At 74.0% G+C, this 15,309-nt stretch carries 10 protein-coding genes and 1 pseudogene; 6 read left to right on the forward strand and 5 right to left on the reverse strand.

Annotated features, from left to right (window positions below; genetic code table 11):
* Window positions 1-567: 567 nt before the first annotated feature.
* Both A0J59_RS13905 and A0J59_RS13910 read right to left on the reverse strand, forming a co-directional pair.
* Window positions 568-1,599, reverse strand: a complete 1,032-nt coding sequence (locus A0J59_RS13905; protein WP_064316506.1) for a CorA family divalent cation transporter — start codon at window positions 1,597-1,599, stop codon at window positions 568-570.
* Window positions 1,599-1,799 (reverse strand): hypothetical protein, encoded by a 201-nt coding sequence (locus tag A0J59_RS13910; protein WP_064316507.1) that lies wholly within the window; start codon window positions 1,797-1,799, stop codon window positions 1,599-1,601. The genes A0J59_RS13905 and A0J59_RS13910 overlap by 1 nt, the downstream gene beginning before the upstream one ends.
* A 510-nt stretch (window positions 1,800-2,309) precedes the next feature.
* Here A0J59_RS13910 and A0J59_RS13915 point away from each other — a divergent pair.
* From A0J59_RS13915 to A0J59_RS22655, 3 genes and pseudogenes are all read left to right on the forward strand, one after another.
* Window positions 2,310-5,399 (forward strand): LuxR family transcriptional regulator, encoded by a 3,090-nt coding sequence (locus tag A0J59_RS13915; protein ID WP_064316508.1) that lies wholly within the window; start codon window positions 2,310-2,312, stop codon window positions 5,397-5,399.
* 259 nt (window positions 5,400-5,658) lie between these two features.
* Window positions 5,659-7,566: a glycosyl hydrolase family 18 protein gene (locus A0J59_RS13920; RefSeq protein ID WP_064316509.1), complete on the forward strand. Its 1,908-nt coding sequence runs from the start codon at window positions 5,659-5,661 to the stop codon at window positions 7,564-7,566.
* Between the two features lie 299 nt (window positions 7,567-7,865).
* A pseudogene (locus A0J59_RS22655) lies at window positions 7,866-8,144 on the forward strand (carbohydrate-binding protein); the annotation flags it as partial.
* On the opposite strand, the gene A0J59_RS22660 reads toward A0J59_RS22655, so the two are convergent.
* On the reverse strand, window positions 8,096-8,296 hold the full coding sequence (locus A0J59_RS22660; RefSeq protein ID WP_369799779.1) for a glycine zipper domain-containing protein: 201 nt from the start codon (window positions 8,294-8,296) through the stop codon (window positions 8,096-8,098). The pseudogene A0J59_RS22655 and the gene A0J59_RS22660 sit on opposite strands and share 49 nt — an antisense overlap.
* A gap of 46 nt (window positions 8,297-8,342) precedes the next feature.
* Between A0J59_RS22660 and A0J59_RS13925 the strand changes: the two genes are divergently transcribed.
* Together A0J59_RS13925 and A0J59_RS13930 are read left to right on the forward strand one after the other, a co-directional pair.
* Window positions 8,343-10,514, forward strand: coding sequence for a glycosyl hydrolase family 18 protein (locus A0J59_RS13925; RefSeq protein WP_255365228.1), 2,172 nt, complete (start codon window positions 8,343-8,345; stop codon window positions 10,512-10,514).
* Between the two features lie 203 nt (window positions 10,515-10,717).
* On the forward strand, window positions 10,718-11,338 hold the full coding sequence (locus A0J59_RS13930) for a hypothetical protein (protein WP_156186331.1): 621 nt from the start codon (window positions 10,718-10,720) through the stop codon (window positions 11,336-11,338).
* Window positions 11,339-11,437: 99 nt separating this feature from the next.
* Here the strand turns inward: A0J59_RS13930 and A0J59_RS13935 are convergent, their stop codons facing one another.
* Together A0J59_RS13935 and A0J59_RS13940 are read right to left on the reverse strand one after the other, a co-directional pair.
* On the reverse strand, window positions 11,438-12,478 hold the full coding sequence (locus A0J59_RS13935; RefSeq protein WP_052877525.1) for a hypothetical protein: 1,041 nt from the start codon (window positions 12,476-12,478) through the stop codon (window positions 11,438-11,440).
* Between the two features lie 243 nt (window positions 12,479-12,721).
* Window positions 12,722-14,563, reverse strand: coding sequence for a DUF4012 domain-containing protein (locus A0J59_RS13940; RefSeq protein ID WP_082919045.1), 1,842 nt, complete (start codon window positions 14,561-14,563; stop codon window positions 12,722-12,724).
* 139 nt (window positions 14,564-14,702) lie between these two features.
* Here A0J59_RS13940 and A0J59_RS13945 point away from each other — a divergent pair, with 139 nt between their 5' ends.
* Window positions 14,703-15,266: an RNA polymerase sigma factor gene (locus tag A0J59_RS13945; protein ID WP_047232235.1), complete on the forward strand. Its 564-nt coding sequence runs from the start codon at window positions 14,703-14,705 to the stop codon at window positions 15,264-15,266.
* Window positions 15,267-15,309 lie beyond the last annotated feature (43 nt).

The raw sequence follows: 15,309 nt of genomic DNA on the forward strand, positions 1-15,309 counted from the left end.
GGTGGGTGGTGGTGCCGCGTCTACCATCCGCCGCTCGTTCCTCGCGGCTCCCGCCAGGCCCGCCACGACGCGGCACCACCACCCACCCCGCCCTGCGTCGTCTCGCCCTGGTCGTGGCTCACCCCGGCGACCGCCCGCGGGCGTGGGTCGCGCCATCGTCGCGTCCCGTTCTGGTCGGCGCGACGTCATGCCGAACAGCCTGTGTGGGCTGGTCCCGGGTGCTTGACGAGTCGGGTCGCCTGTTCGGCCTGCACGGACCGGGCCGGTCGGCCTGTCGGCTGGCCATGGTCGGCCGACGGCTGAGCGGTGGGGGTGGGCTCGGATGCGAAGGGGCGTCAGAGCGGCGCTCCTCGAACCCACGGCCGAGGGCCAGGGTGACGGCGCCGCAGCCCCGAGCACCGAGGCCACCCCCACCGCGGACCCGACCCGGCGGGCCTGAGACCTGAGCTGCACAGCGGACCCGACCCGGCGGGCCTGAGACCTGAGCTGCACAGCGGACCCGACCCCGGGTCTGGGACCGACCACCGTCCTACCTCGGGGGCCCGGGCGGGGCGTGGGTCGTGGAGATCAGCGGAGCCAGCCGCGGCGCTTGATGTAGGCGAGGGGGATGACGGCTGCCACCAGGGTGAGCAGGACCGTCACGGTGAAGCCGGAGGGGCGGTCGAGCTCCGGCATGTGCGTGAAGTTCATGCCGTAGAACGAGGCGATGAGCGTCGGCGGCAGGAACACGGCGGTGATGATCGTGAAGACCTTGACGATCTGGGCCTGCTTGACGTCGAGCGAGGTCATGATCGCCTGCTGGAGGTAGCGCACCTTGTCGTGCTCGAACCCGGCGTGCTGCTTCACCCCGTCGATGTCCGCGACCAGGGTCTCGACGAGCCCGGCGAGCACGGGGTCGGAGTCCGCGATCTCGCTGCGCAGGTGCCGTGCGGCGCGGGCGAGCGAGAGCTGGGACTCCTGGGCGCGCGAGACGATCTCTTCCGCACGGTTCATGCGGGTGATGGTGTCCTGCATGTCGCTCACCCCGATCTCCCGGCCCCGGGCGTCGACGCCGCGGGTGGCCTCGTCGATCTCGTCGGACATGTCCTCGAGCAGGTCGCTCGCGTACGCCACGACGCGGTCCGCCGCCTCGTTGAGCGCGTACAGCAGCGCGTACGCGATGCCGTACGAGGAGCCGATGAGCCACGGGGTGCGCCGCATGCGGGCGATCGCCTTGTCGAAGACGCCGTAGTGCCGCTGCGGCTGGGCCGTCACGACGACGTCGGGGGAGAGGGCGAGCACGATCCGCTCGTAGGCGACCCGGTCGCCGTCACGCCGCGTGGCGGTCACGGGGAGGTACACATGGGCGTCCGTCTCCCAGACCCGGCCGCCGGCAGCGGCGAAGTCGACGCCGTGCTCGGCGGCGCGGGCGGTCGCGTCGGGGTCGCCCACGCCGACCTGGACCCAGCGGGAGCGCAGGACGCGCGGGTCGAACCGGGGTGCGCCAGTGCCGTGCGCGCGGGCGTGGAGGTCCAGCCCGCCGCGCGCGGGCGCGGGGACCACGCGGTCGACGCCGGGTGCAGGGACGAGGCTCGTGGGCTCGGGCAGCGTCGTCGTCATCAGACACCTCCGGCGGTGACGTGCGCGAGCAGCAGCGCGACGCAGATGAACAGGTACAGGCCGACGGTGAAGGAGATCGACTGGCGTTCCAGGTTCGGTCGGCGGGCGCGGTGTCGACGAGGTCGAACGGCGCGCGCGTCCCGCAGGGGCACGCGTGCGGGGCGGGTCCGGGTCTCGGTGGCAGGCGAGCGCTGGGTCATGGTGGTCGTCCTTCTCCTGCGGGCCGACGACCACGGGCGGGCGCCACGGGGTGGGTGGCGGGCGCGGTGGGTCGGCGGGTGCGTCAGCGGGTGGTCCGGCGGCGCGCACGACGGCGCGCGCGGTGCGCACTGGCGACCTCCCCGCGCGGGACGACGGCCGGTCGCGGGAGTCCTGGAGGAGTTCGCCGACTCAGGCGACGGGCTGCGGGCCACGGAGGGTGAGCGCGCAGTGCACGGTTCTATGACTGCTGCCGTCCGGCATGGGGCTCACCTCGCTCTCGTGGCGGCGGCGCCATGAGCGCCGCACCCGGGTCGGGGCGCACGAGAGCCGTGGCCACGACGGGGATCGAGGCCAGGCTAGCCCTCCCGCCCAGGCGGGGCAAGCGGCGTCGGCCCAGGTGGCGATCGTGTGACGGCCGGGAAACGATGAGGTGATCCCTTGTTTACGGAGGGTTGTTAACATTTCATCCGGTCGACGGGCGAAGAAGCCCCCGGACGGAGGGTCCCGACATGTCAGAACTGCACGACTACCTGGTTCCCGAGCCGCATCGTCGCGCGGACGCGCGGTCCGCGCGCCGTCTCGAGCGGCTCTCCTCCCGCGCGCAGGAGGTCGACCGCGCGCTCGCGGCCGTGAGCGAGGGCAAGGGCGGCCTCGTGTGGACGGCCGAGCACGGCATGGGGGCGAGCGCGACGCTCGAGCTCGTGTGCGAGGCCGTCGCGTCGCACACGTTCGCGCACCCGACGCTCACCCTGCGGTGTCGCCCGCCCGCGGGTGCGCCCGCACCGGGCTCCGCGGTCGTGTCGCTCGTGTCGCAGGTGTCGCAGCTCGCGGGCGGGGTCGTCCCGGAGCGCCTCACGCGCGTCCTCGAACCCGTCGACCCCGGCTTCGGGTACCTCCCCGAGGTCGCGGCGGTCGCGCTCGCCGAGCTCCTCGTGGAGTCGTTCGACGGCGCGACCGTCGTGCTCGTGGCCGACGACCTGCACCTCCAGGACGAGCTCAGCAGGTCGGTCCTCGCGAGCCTCGTCGCGCAGCGCCACGCGCCGGTCGTGCTCCTCGGGACGGCGACCGCGGGCGCGCTCGACCCGTCCTCCGGACCGTTCGAGCTCCGCGCCGTGCCGCCCCTCGCGCCGGCCGACGCCCTGCACCTGCTGCTCGTCGAGCGCCGGCTCGCGGTCGCGCCGCACGTCGCGGCCCGCCTCGCGGGGCTCCTCGGCGGCAACGCCGCGGCGCTGACGCAGACGGCGGCCCTGCTCACGCCGGAGCAGCTCTCCGGGGGGTCGATCCTCCCGGACCCGTTGCCGGCCGTCCCCGCCGTGCGCTCCCTCTTCGCCGACCGCCTCGCCGCCCTCAGCGAGGGGGAGCGGCACGCGCTCCTGGTCGCGGCCGTCGCCGTCGTGGACCGGACCGAGCTGCTGCTGTCCGCGACCGGCCTCGCGATGGAGGGGGTGCTGGACGGCCCGCTCGCCGAGCACCTCGCGCTCGTCGGCGGCCGCTTCGCGTTCGTCGACCCGCGCATGCGGTCCCTGGTCCACGCGGACGCGCGGCTCGCCGAGCGCACGGCGGCGCACGTCGCGCTCGCCGAGGCGCACCGCCGGGCGGGCGAGGAGGACGTCGCGGTGTGGCACTCGGCGCTCGCGACGCTCGTGGGCGACCCGGCGCTCGTCCCGGGGCTCCTGCGGATCGCGCGTCGGCACCTGGACCGCGGGGACGTCGTCTGGGCGCACGAGGTGGCGCGCGAGGCCGCGAGCCAGGCCGCGACCGAGCACCGCGCCGAGGCGTTCGCGATCGCGGGCGTCGCCGCGCTGCGGTCGGGCCACGTGCAGGACGCGGCGGACTGGTTGCGCAAGGCGTCGCGCAGCGGTGACGACGCGCTGCGCGCGCGGACGCTCGGGCCGCTCGTCGCCGCGCTGACGCTCGCGGAGGGTCAGGTGCCCGACGACGTGCTCTCGCCCTACCTGCGCGGCGGGCAGCCCGACGACCTGGCACCGGACGCCGTGGCGGGGGTCGTGTCGGGCGTGCTCAACGCGGCGCGGCTGCACGCCGAGCGGGGTGACGGCGTGAGCACGTCCCAGCTCCTCGACACGGCGACGTTCCTCGCGTCCTGGTGCGACGACGACGAGACGGCCGCCGGGCTGGCGCTCGCGCGGTCGTGGGCCGCGGTGTTCGGCGTGGGCGAGCGCGCGGCCGTCCCCGACGTGGAGCTAGGGCCGGACCACGAGGCGTCGGTCCAGGTCGGCCGGGCCCTCGCCCTCGCGGCCGACGACCGGCTCGAGGACGCGGCGCAGACGCTCGCGAGCGTCGTCGCGTCGCTCGCGCCGGTCCGCGACGGTGGTCGCTGGTTCGACGGCCCGGACACCGCGCTGACCCCGCTCGCCGAGGCGCACGTGCGCCTCGCGCAGACGCTCGTGCACCTCTGGCGCGGCACGCTCACGCGTGCCGCCGACGAGCTCGCCGAGGCGGCGTTCCGCCTGCCGCTCGGGCTGCCGTTCGCCGGTCTCGGGGTCGCGGCCGCGCGTCGCCTCGACATGATGACCCGGGGCGTCGTCGGCCCGGTCGCGACGGCGCTCGAGGAGACGTGCGCGAGCCCGACGTCCCGCCCGGTGCGGCTCGGGCTCCTCGTGGACCGGGCGATGGGCGCGGCGTTCGCGCACCACGTGACCCAGGCCGCCACGCTGCTGGAGCTCGCGGCGGAGCGCGAGCGTCCCGACAGCGCACGCATGCTCCCGCTGCCGGGTCTGGACGACGTCGAGGCGTGGGTCGTCGCGGGCCGCCACGACGCGGCGCAGCGCGCGCTGGCCCGACGGAAGGTGGACGCGAAGGAGCTGCCGCCGTCGCTGCGCTCGGCGACGCTCGTCCGGGCCGACGTGTCCCTCGCCGCGCCCGAGGACCTCACCGTGCCGCTCGAGCGGGCGACGCGGGTGAACCGGACCACGGCCTCGCCGTACGAGCACGCGCGGACCGACCTCTGCGCCGCGCGCGCCCTCGTGCGCGCGGGGGAGCTGCAGCGCGCGCACGGCCTCTTCCTGTCCGCGATCGAGCTGTTCGACGACGCCGGCGCGGACGCCTGGACGACGATCGCGCGGGACGAGCACGCGGACGTCGTCCGGCTGCTCGGCGGGCCGGTGACGGACGATGCCACGTCCGGCGCCCCGGCGTCCGCGGGCCCGCTCGGCGCCGCGCCCGCCACCGGGCTCGGCACGGCGCTGGGCGGGGCGCCGTCCGGGTCGTGGGCCGCCGCGGCGCGTGCGGCGGGACTGCACGCGCCGCTGCCCGGAGTTCTCGGCGGGTCCCGGCCAGGGGCCGATCCGGCGGTCGCGGCCCGTCCCACGCCCCCGGACGCGTGCCGGCTCGCGGTGCGGGAGAGCGACGTGTCGGACGAGGCGCTGGCCGAGCTTCGGGGACGGTGGTCCGACGAGCTCACCGAGCGCGAGCTCGACGTCGCGCTGCTCGTCGTCCAGGGTGCGTCGAACCGGGAGGCCGCGGACCAGCTGTACCTCTCGGTGCGCACGGTGGAGGTTCACCTCGGCCGGGTGTTCCGGAAGCTCGGGGTGCGCTCGCGCGTCGAGCTCACCGTGCTCGCGCACCGCGTGGGGCGCTGAGGGGAATCCACGACCCGCGTCGCCACGGTACGTACCGATGCGCCCGGGCCAGGGATGGTTCGAGAGGTTTCGTCCGCTTGTGCACACTTCTGTCCTACGGGGTAACCCTTACGTGGCGGGTAAGTTCGCACCATGAACAATGTGGGAAGCGCGGATAACGCCGCGGTCCCCGCGTCATTACGTTCGGGAGGACCCGAGGGCGACGGCGACTCCGGAGGACGGCGACGTGGCCCACCACACCAGCAACGAGGCAGGACCCATGGACGTGTCCCTCTTCACCAGACCACCCCGCGCCGGGCGCCGACGCGGCGCACGCCTCGCGGCGCTCGCGACCGCTGCGGCGCTCGTGGGCGGGCTCCTCGCGGGAGTCGCGCCCGCACAGGCCGCCGAGGTCGCACCCGCCGCCGTCTCCCACCCGGGCGACAGCGACGTGAACGGCTACCGCAACGTCGGCTACTTCACGCAGTGGGGCGTGTACGGCCGCAACTTCCAGCTCAAGAAGGTCCAGGACTCCGGCGCTGCCCAGGACCTCACGCACATCAACTACTCCTTCGGCAACATCCATTACCAGAACCTCACGTGCTTCATCGCGAACAAGGCGCAGGGCACGGGGCCGAACGGCTCGGACGGCGCCGGTGACGCGTGGGCGGACTTCGGCATGGGCTACACCGCGGCGAACTCCGTGGCCGGCGTCGCCGACACGTGGGACCAGCCGCTCGCCGGCTCGTTCAACCAGCTCAAGCAGCTCAAGGCGAAGAACCCGCAGCTGCGCGCCCTCATCTCCATCGGCGGCTGGACCTGGTCCAAGAACTTCTCGAAGGCCGCCGCGACGCAGGCGTCGCGCGAGAAGTTCGTGTCGTCGTGCATCGACATCTACATCAAGGGCAACCTCCCCGTGATCGACGGCCGCGGCGGGGCCGGCGCTGCCGCCGGCGTGTTCGACGGCATCGACATCGACTGGGAGTGGCCCGGCTCGAACAACGGCGAGGTGGGCAACTACGTCGACACCGTCAACGACCGCGCGAACTTCAAGCTGCTGCTCGCCGAGTTTCGCAAGCAGCTCGACGCGTACGGCGCGCAGACGGGCAAGCACTACCTGCTCTCGGCCTTCCTCCCGGCCAACCCCGACGACATCGCGGCGGGCGGCTGGAACGACCCGGCGATCTTCGAGTACCTCGACTACGGCAACGTCCAGGGCTACGACCTGCACGGCGCGTGGGACCCCGCGCTCGCCGGTCCCCAGGCCAACCTGTACGACGACCCCGCCGACCCGCGTGCCGCCAACCGTCGGTTCAGCGCCGACAAGGCGGTGCAGGAGTACCTGCGCGGCGGCGTCGACCCGAGCCAGCTCGGCCTCGGCATGGCCATGTACGGCCGCGGCTGGAAGGGCGTGACGTCCTCGGCCCCGTGGTCGGCGGCGACGGGAGCGGCCCCCGGCACCTGGGAGGCGGGCAACGAGGACTACGACAAGCTCCGCACGCGGGGCCAGGACTACTACGACCCGGCCACGGTCTCGGCCTGGCGCTACGACGGTGACCAGTGGTGGGGCTACGACAACGCGCGGTCCGTCGCCGCCAAGGCGGAGTACATCGACCGCCTGAACCTCGGCGGCGGCATGTGGTGGGACCTCTCCGGCAACCACGACGGCACGCTGCTCGGGGCCTTCACGGACAAGGTCCGTGCGCTCCCGGCCGGTCCGGTCGACGGCACGGACGGCCCGACCGACCCGACCGATCCCACCGACCCGACCGACCCGACCGACCCGACGGACCCGACCGACCCGACGGACCCGACCGACCCCACGGACTGCCTGGCGGCATGGTCATCGAGCGCGGTGTACACGGGCGGCGCGACGGTGTCGTTCGAGGGGAAGAACTACCGCGCGAAGTGGTGGACCCAGGGTGACCGCCCGAGCGCGGGCGGCCCGTGGGAGGCGACCGGCACGTGCGGCGCGACCGACCCCACCGACCCGACCGACCCCACGGACCCGACCGACCCCACGGACCCGGGCACGTGCACCGCACCCGCGTGGTCGTCGAGCGCGGTCTACACCGGTGGCGCGACGGTCTCCTACCAGGGCCAGAGCTACCGCGCGAAGTGGTGGACGCAGAACAACGTCCCGGGCGCGGAGCAGTACGGCCCCTGGGCGTCGTTGGGCGCCTGCTGACGCTCGGCCCTCGTCGGCCCTTGACGGCGCCGGTCGCCACGTGCGACCGGCGCCGCCGAGCGGGACCCGTCCACGACGTGGTCGACGGCGGTCGCGGTGACCGAGTCCTGTGCACCCGCCCGTGCACCCTCCCCTCGCCGCGTCGCCGACGCACCGTCGTGGACCCGCCGTCGTGACGGGTCCCGCCCGGCACCCCTCAGCACCCCTCAGGACCCGTCGGTCGCCCTCCCCGGGCGACCGTGCCCGACGCGACGCCGTCCGGCGTCGTGCGCAGCAACCCAGCAGATCGAGGTACCCCCATGCGGTTGTCCCTGACCCCCCGGGCGCGCGCCCCCCGCGCTCCCGGACGCCGGCCACAGGTCGTCGCGGCCGTCACGACGCTCGCCGTGCTGGCCACCGGCCTCGCGGGCGCCGCGGCCGCGCAGGCCGCGACCCCCGTGGCCGCCGCCGCGACCACGGCGTGCGCGGACCCCTGGTCCGCCGCCCCGGCCTACGTGGGCGGCGCGACCGTCTCGTACGGCGGCCAGAACTACCGGGCGAAGTGGTGGACGCAGAACAACGTCCCGGGCAAGGAGCAGTACGGGCCGTGGGAGTCGCTCGGAGCGTGCGGCGACACCCCGACCGGGGAGCCCACGACCGACCCGACGACCGACCCGACGACCGACCCCACGACCGACCCGACGACGGACCCCACGACCGACCCGACGACGGACCCCACGACGGACCCCACGACCGACCCGGCCGCGAACCCGGACGAGAAGTGCCGTCCTGACGGTATGGCGCAGACGCCGGGCGTCAAGACGCCCTACTGCGACGTGTACGACGAGAGCGGGCGCGAGAAGCTGCCGAACGGTCTCGACCGCCGCGTCATCGGCTACTTCTCGAGCTGGCGGACCGGCGCGAACGGCCAGCCGCGCTACCTCGCGAGCGACATCCCGTGGGACAAGCTCTCCCACATCAACTACGCGTTCGCGCACATCGACGGGAACGACAAGGTCTCGGTGAACGCCGGTGCGGCGGGCAACGCGGCGACCGACATGACCTGGCCGGGCGTCGCGGGCGCGGAGATGGACCCGACGCTCGACTACACGGGCCACTTCAACCTGCTGGCGAAGTACAAGAAGGCCAACCCGGGCGTCAAGGTCATCCCCGCCGTGGGCGGCTGGGCCGAGACGGGCGGCTACTTCGACGCGAGCGGCAAGCGTGTCGCGTCCGGCGGCTTCTACACGATGACGGAGTCGCAGGCCCGGATCGACACCTTCGCCGACTCGGTCGTCGACTTCGTCCGCCAGTACGGGTTCGACGGCATCGACATCGACTACGAGTACCCGACGTCCAACAACCAGGCCGGCAACCCGGACGACTTCCAGATCTCCGACAAGCGCCGCGGGCAGCTCTTCCAGGGCTACGTGAACCTCATGAAGACGCTTCGTGAGAAGCTCGACGCGGCGGGCGCGCAGGACGGCGAGTACTACATGCTCACGACCGCGACGCCGTCGTCAGGCTGGCTCCTGCGCGGCATGGAGGTCTACCAGGTCACGCAGTACACGGACTACGTCAACATGATGACGTACGACCTGCACGGCGCCTGGAACGAGTACGTGGGCGGCAACGGCGCCCTGTTCGACGACGGCAAGGACCCCGAGCTCGCGGCCGGCGGCGTCTACAGCGCCTACAAGGGCATCGGCTACCTCAACGGCGACTGGGCCTCGCACTACTTCCGGGGTGCCATGCAGGCCGGCCGCATCAACCTGGGCGTGCCGTTCTACACGCGCGGCTTCCAGAACGTGCAGGGCGGCACCTACGGCATGGGTGGCACCGCGAAGGCGCCGGCCGGGTTCCTCTGCCCGGCGGGCACCAACAACAAGTGCGGCTACGGCGCGGAGGGCATCGACAACCTCTGGTACGACAGCGACCCGCAGGGCAACGCGGTCCCGGCCGGCGTCAACCCGATGTGGCACGTGCTCAACCTCGAGAAGGGCGTGACGGGCGACTACGTCTCCGCGTACGGGGTCACGGACACGATCCAGGGCACGTACGAGCGCCACTTCGACCCGGTCACCAAGAACGAGTGGTGGTGGAACGCGCAGACGAAGACGTTCCTCTCCGGTGACTCGACCGAGGCGATCGCCGCCAAGGCGGACTACGTCGCGGACACCGGGCTCGGTGGCCTGATGATCTGGGAGCTCGCGGGCGACTTCGGCTACGACCAGGCGAAGGGTCAGTACGAGATCGGCAGCACGCTCGTCGACCTCATGCACAGCAGGCTCTCGGCCACGACGCCCTACGGCGCGTCGAAGGCGAACGCCGACCGGAAGATGCCGACGCAGGCGCTCGACGTCGACATCCGGTACACGGAGTTCGCGCTCGGCGACAACAACTACCCGATCTCGCCCAAGGTCGTCTTCACCAACGACGGTGCGACGGACATCCCGGCCGGTGCGACGATCTCGTTCCAGTACGGCACGACCGACCCGGGTGAGATGAGCGACTGGAGCGGCTTCAAGACCACCGTCACCGCGAAGGGCCACACGGGCGACAACGTCGGCGGCCTCGACGGCGACTTCCACACCGTGCAGTTCACGGTCCCGACGGGGGGCATCCCGGCCGGCGGCTCGATCACGAACCAGCTCAAGTGGTCGATGCCGGCCGCCCAGTTCTCCAACGTGATCGTCACGGTCGACGGCGTGGACTACGCCACGACGTACGACCACCCGCGCGGCGTGACCGTCGTCGACCTCCCGGGCTCCGGGGGCGGCGAGGGACCGGGCGGGCCGGGCACCGGCACCGGTACGTGCACCGCACCGGCCTGGGTCGCGGGCACGGTCTACACGGGTGGTGCGGTCGTGAGCCACGGCGGCCACGTGTGGACGGCGCGCTACTGGACCCAGAACGACACCCCCGGCGCCTCGGCGTGGGGGCCGTGGGCCGACGGCGGCGCGTGCTGACGCACCACCGACGTCCCTGACGAGATTCCGCCTCGGTGGCTCGCGGGTACGGGGAATCCCGTACCCGCGAGCCGCCATCGTGTGGGTCTCACGCATCTCCACCGACGTTCGCGCTCGCTAGCGTGACAAGACCGACGAGGTCTCCGCAGCTCCCCCCAGTGGGCTGCGGGGACCTCCGACCGTGAAAGGCGACCATCGTGCACGTGCATCATCGAACGACCCGTTTCTCCCGCTCCCTGGCGGTCGTCGCGCTCGGCGGCGTGCTCCTGGCCGGGTGCTCGGGGGCCTCCGAGCCCGATGCGACGGCCGACGGAGGCTCGGGCCCGGCCACCGCCGAGGACCACGGCGCGCACGGCGCCCACGCCGACGAGGGCAAGGTCCCGGTCGGCCCCCTCCAGCTCCCGGCCGCCGAGTACTGGTCCGTGCTCCAGCCCGCCGACGGCCTCACGCAGGTCCGCGCGGGCGGGTGCCCCGAGGACGCGGTCTGCCCCAGCTTCGAGATCCTCACCGGCGCGGCCCTCGACGGCGTCGACCCCGCCGCGGCGCACGTGCCCGACGGCGCCACCTGCCCCGGAGGCGACGAGCTCGCCGCGCGTGCGGTCGGGGAGGCGACCGAGTCGGACGTGGAGGTCGCCGGCACACCCGCCACCTTGGCGCGCTGGACGCTCTCGTGCGTCGACGCGTCGGGCGCCGAGGTGCGCACCGTCGAGCAGCTCCAGTGGTACGTCCCGGACGCCCCCGGCGGTGCGGTGCTCGTCGTCGACCGCTGGGCCTTCGAGGGCCTGGAGTCGCGCCTGGCGGCCGGCGGCTGGGCGGCGGCCTGACCGATCGGTCCCCGTCCGGGGCGCCCCTGTCGGGACCCGACGGGCGAAGGCCTCGCACCCTTGCGGGTGCGAGGCCTTCGCCGTGCGTGCGGTGTCCGGTCAGCCCTTGCGGGTCCGGCGCGTCAGCAGGACGATCGCGACGCCGACCACGGCCAGCCCGGCGGCGATCGCGGCGTACAGGCCGACCGTCGCGCCGGTCTCCGCGAGCGTCGGGTTCTGGCTCCCGGCGACGGGGTTGTCGACCGGCGTCACGCCGGGGAGGCAGTTGCTCGTGTCCTGCGGGTACGTCACGGGGACCGTCACCTCGGGGTTCACGGCGAACGTCACGTCCACCGTGCCCGTGGCCCAGCCGTGGGTCGCGGTGTTGATCCACATGTTGTTCACGAGCTCCCAGCCCTCGTCGGCCGGCAGGTCGACGAAGCGCTCGGGATACGCGCCGGGCCACAGGACCCGTCCGCTGAGAGGCAGGTCGGCCATGACCTCGTCCTCGCCGTCCGGGTTGTGCCACGTCAGCGTCGCCGTCGTGTTCGGGGTGCCGGTGACCGAGACGCCGTAGTCGAGGTAGGAGACGCCCTCGACGCAGACGGGCGTGAGCACGTCGACCTTGATCGTGGGCTCGGGCGTCCCGGGCGGGTTCGTCGCGCACTCCGGGGTCGACGGCGGGTAGGCCACGACGGTCTCGGCCGTCGGGTTGACCTCGAAGACCACCGTCACACCCGCGCGGACCCAGTCGAACTCGTCACCGACGACCCACTCGCCGTCCACGAGGCTCCATCCGGGCCAGTCGACGGGGTTGCCCGCGCCGTCGACCTCGGCACCCGGCCAGAGCACCCGGCCTGACAGCGGCAGGCCGGACTGGACCACGTCGTCCCCGTCGGGGTTGACCCACGTGATCGTCAGCGGGTTCGCCTCGTCGTTCTCGTAGTTCTCGGGGAGCTCGAAGACGTAGTCGAGGTAGGGGACGTCGCCGTCGCACACCGGCGAGGCCACGGTGATCTCCGGGACGTACGTCTCGGGGTCGTCGGTGGCCGCGCTCGAGGAGGTCGCGACGGCGGGGACGGTCAGGAGCGCGGCGACGGCCGAGAGCGCTCCGACGAGCACCGCCCGTCCCGTGCTGCGCGGACCCTTCGAGGTACGCATGGCTTCTTCACCCGTCTCGGTTCAAGGATTGAGGAGTTCCGGTACGCAGAGAGCCCCGGAGTGCGGTCCGTGATGCACGGGGCGCCACGGGCCGGTGGCACGGGTCGAGCGACTGGCGCCAGAATAGCGAGGATCCGGGCCTGAACTGGACGGTCGTCCGGGTGAATTGTGGCCCGCCGGGGCCATCGTTATCCGGCCGTGATCTGGTGTCTCGCGGACCTCTCGGTGACGGTTCTGCCGGGCTCAGCCGCACGCCGCGACGGGCACGACCGCGAGCCCGGGCTCCGCGACGGTCGGCGTGGTCCACAGGTCGATCGTGCCGTCCGGGCCCCCGGTCCCCGGGCCCTCGGCCGGGGCCGTCACGGTGAAGGTCACGGTGGCGCTCTGCCCGGGGGCGAGCTCCACCGGGAACGAGGCCGCGCGCCGCCCGGCCACGTCGGCGACGAGCGCGCCGCTCGGCTCCTCGCCCACCCGGACCGTGCCGACGACCCCGTCGCGCGGCGGGTAGAGCACGACGATCGTGCGGACGTTCCCGGGTGCGACGCCCGAGATCCCGCCGCCCGTGACGTACCACGGCAGGCTCGTCGCGGCGTCGGCGGGCGCGGTGGACGCGAGCACGGCGCGGAACGTGTCGACCCGCCCGCCGTCCGTGCAGACGCTGCCGGAGAGCCGGACGTCCGTCGCCAGGTAGTAGCTCATCTTGCCGCCCGTGGCGTCGTTGAGGAACACGCCGACCGAGCTCGCCGCGCGGTCGGCGGTGTCGACGTCTCCCGCGACGACCGTCCCCGCAAGCCGCTCCTGCTCTGCCGGGTGCGCGGACCACAGGAGCACGCGGTGCTCGGCGGCGCCCCGGGCGAGGGCGTCGCGCGCGACCCCGGGGTCCGCGGTGCCGCCGAGGAACGTCTCGAGGACGGTCGAGGCGACGGAGGCGAAGAAGGCGTCCGTCTGCTCCCCGGGCTCGAGCTGGGCGTAGGCGTCCGAGAGGAGGACCTGGACGACGTTGCCCGCGTCGAGCGCGACCGATCCCTCCCCGAACGGCACGTCGATCCCCCCGGTGGCCTCCAGCAGGTAGGACAGCGCGACGGGGTCGATCGCGGCCACGCCGTCGAGGGTCTCGCCCTGGGACTGCTCCCACATGGTCGCGGTGAGCTCCGCGGTCGTCGGGAAGTCCGGCGTGAGCGGGGTGTCCTGCACGTACCGGCCCACGCGGTCGGTGAAGAGCTGCTCGACCCCCGGGTCCAGCGGCAGGACGGGCTCGGCGAACGGCGGGACGTCGGCCGTCGAGGCCTGACGCTCGAGCGAGACGGCGCCGTCGTCGACGGTGAGGACGGCGAGAGCTCCCGGGATGCCGCCGCCCGCGCGCAGCTCCGCGTTGTTCAACGAGACCACGAGGTACCGCCGCGGTCCGTCGGCGCCGAGCATGGCCGGACCGAGCGAGGTGAGGCGGTCGGCGGTCTGCACGACGGGACGCAGGTCGTCCGCGCGGGCGACGAGCGTCGCGTACGGCTCGGCGATCTCCCGGTGGAGCGCGGTGGGGTCGACGGCCGCGAGGCGCGCGTCGATGTCGTCGAACGCGTCCGCGGCGCGCGCGACCGCCGGCGCGGCGTCGACGAGCGGTGCGAGGTCGACGCCGCCGTCCGTGATCGTCACGCTGTCGCCCTCGATCGCGCCGAGCGCCTGCGTGAGCGACGGCAGGACGACGGCCGCGAGGTCGTCCACGGTCGCGGCGGCGGCGGAGAACGCCCGGAGGTCCTGCCCGTACACGGGGAGGTGCGCGGCGAGGGACCACAGCGGGCCGTCGGTGCTCGCGCGCGCCGTCGCGGTGAACGGCTGGACCCGCTCCAGGGCGGCGTCCGCGGTGTCGACGTCCCCGACACGCAGCGCCTCCTCGGCCGCGGGGACCTCGTCGAGGGCGCGGGTCAACGCCTCGCGCGCGGCGAGGGCGTCGCGAGCGAGCAGCGCGACGCACGCCACGAGCAGCACGGCCAGCAGGATCAGGCCCCAGCCCACCCAGCGGGTCCAGTGCCGGCCGCGGCCGCGCGGCGAGGGCGTCGCGGGCGCCCCAACCTGCTCCGACGTCGTCATGCCCCACAGCGTAGGTGCTGGGCGGTGGCAGGATCGGTGCCGTCGCGGGTGAGGTTCGGGTGAAGGACGCGCCGTGCAAGGAACGGTCCGCCCGGGACACAGAGCGGTTGACAGCCCGCCCCGCCGACGAGGAGCCGCCGTGACGACCGACGAGGGCAACGACGAGACCGACGAGGTCGCCGCCCACGACGAGGCCTGGTTCGCCGCGCTCTTCGCCGCGCACGCGACGCCGCTCTACCGCTACTTCCGCCGCCGGCTGCCGAGCGCCGCCGGTTCCGTGGGGCCCGACGCCGACGACCTCACGGCCGAGGTCCTCGCGACGGCCTGGCGGCGCCGCGAGGACGTGCCCGACGGCGCCGAGCTCCCGTGGCTGTACCGCACCGCGGGCTTCGTCCTCGCCAACCACCGGCGCAAGGCGCGGGCGGTACCGGTCGCGGAGGTGCCGGACCGTGGTGACGAGGACGCGGACGTCGAGCACGTCGTCGTGCAGGACGACGAGGTCCGGCGCGCGCTGGGCGCGCTGTCGGTCCGCGACCGGCGCATCCTCCTCCTGCACGCGTGGGAGGGCCTGGGCGGCGACGACCTGGCGGCGGTCCTCGGCACGTCGCGCGGGGGCGCCGACGCCGCGCTCTCGCGGGCCCGGGCCCGGCTGCGCGCCGCGTGGGCGGAGCAGTCGGCCCTCGCGCAAGAGTCGGGCGCCTGAGCACACATCACGGGTAGACCTGACCGGCCGCGGACTCCGCGGC

It is taken from the genome of Cellulosimicrobium sp. I38E (assembly GCF_001647255.1).
In the GTDB taxonomy this organism is placed as follows: domain Bacteria; phylum Actinomycetota; class Actinomycetes; order Actinomycetales; family Cellulomonadaceae; genus Cellulosimicrobium; species Cellulosimicrobium cellulans_E.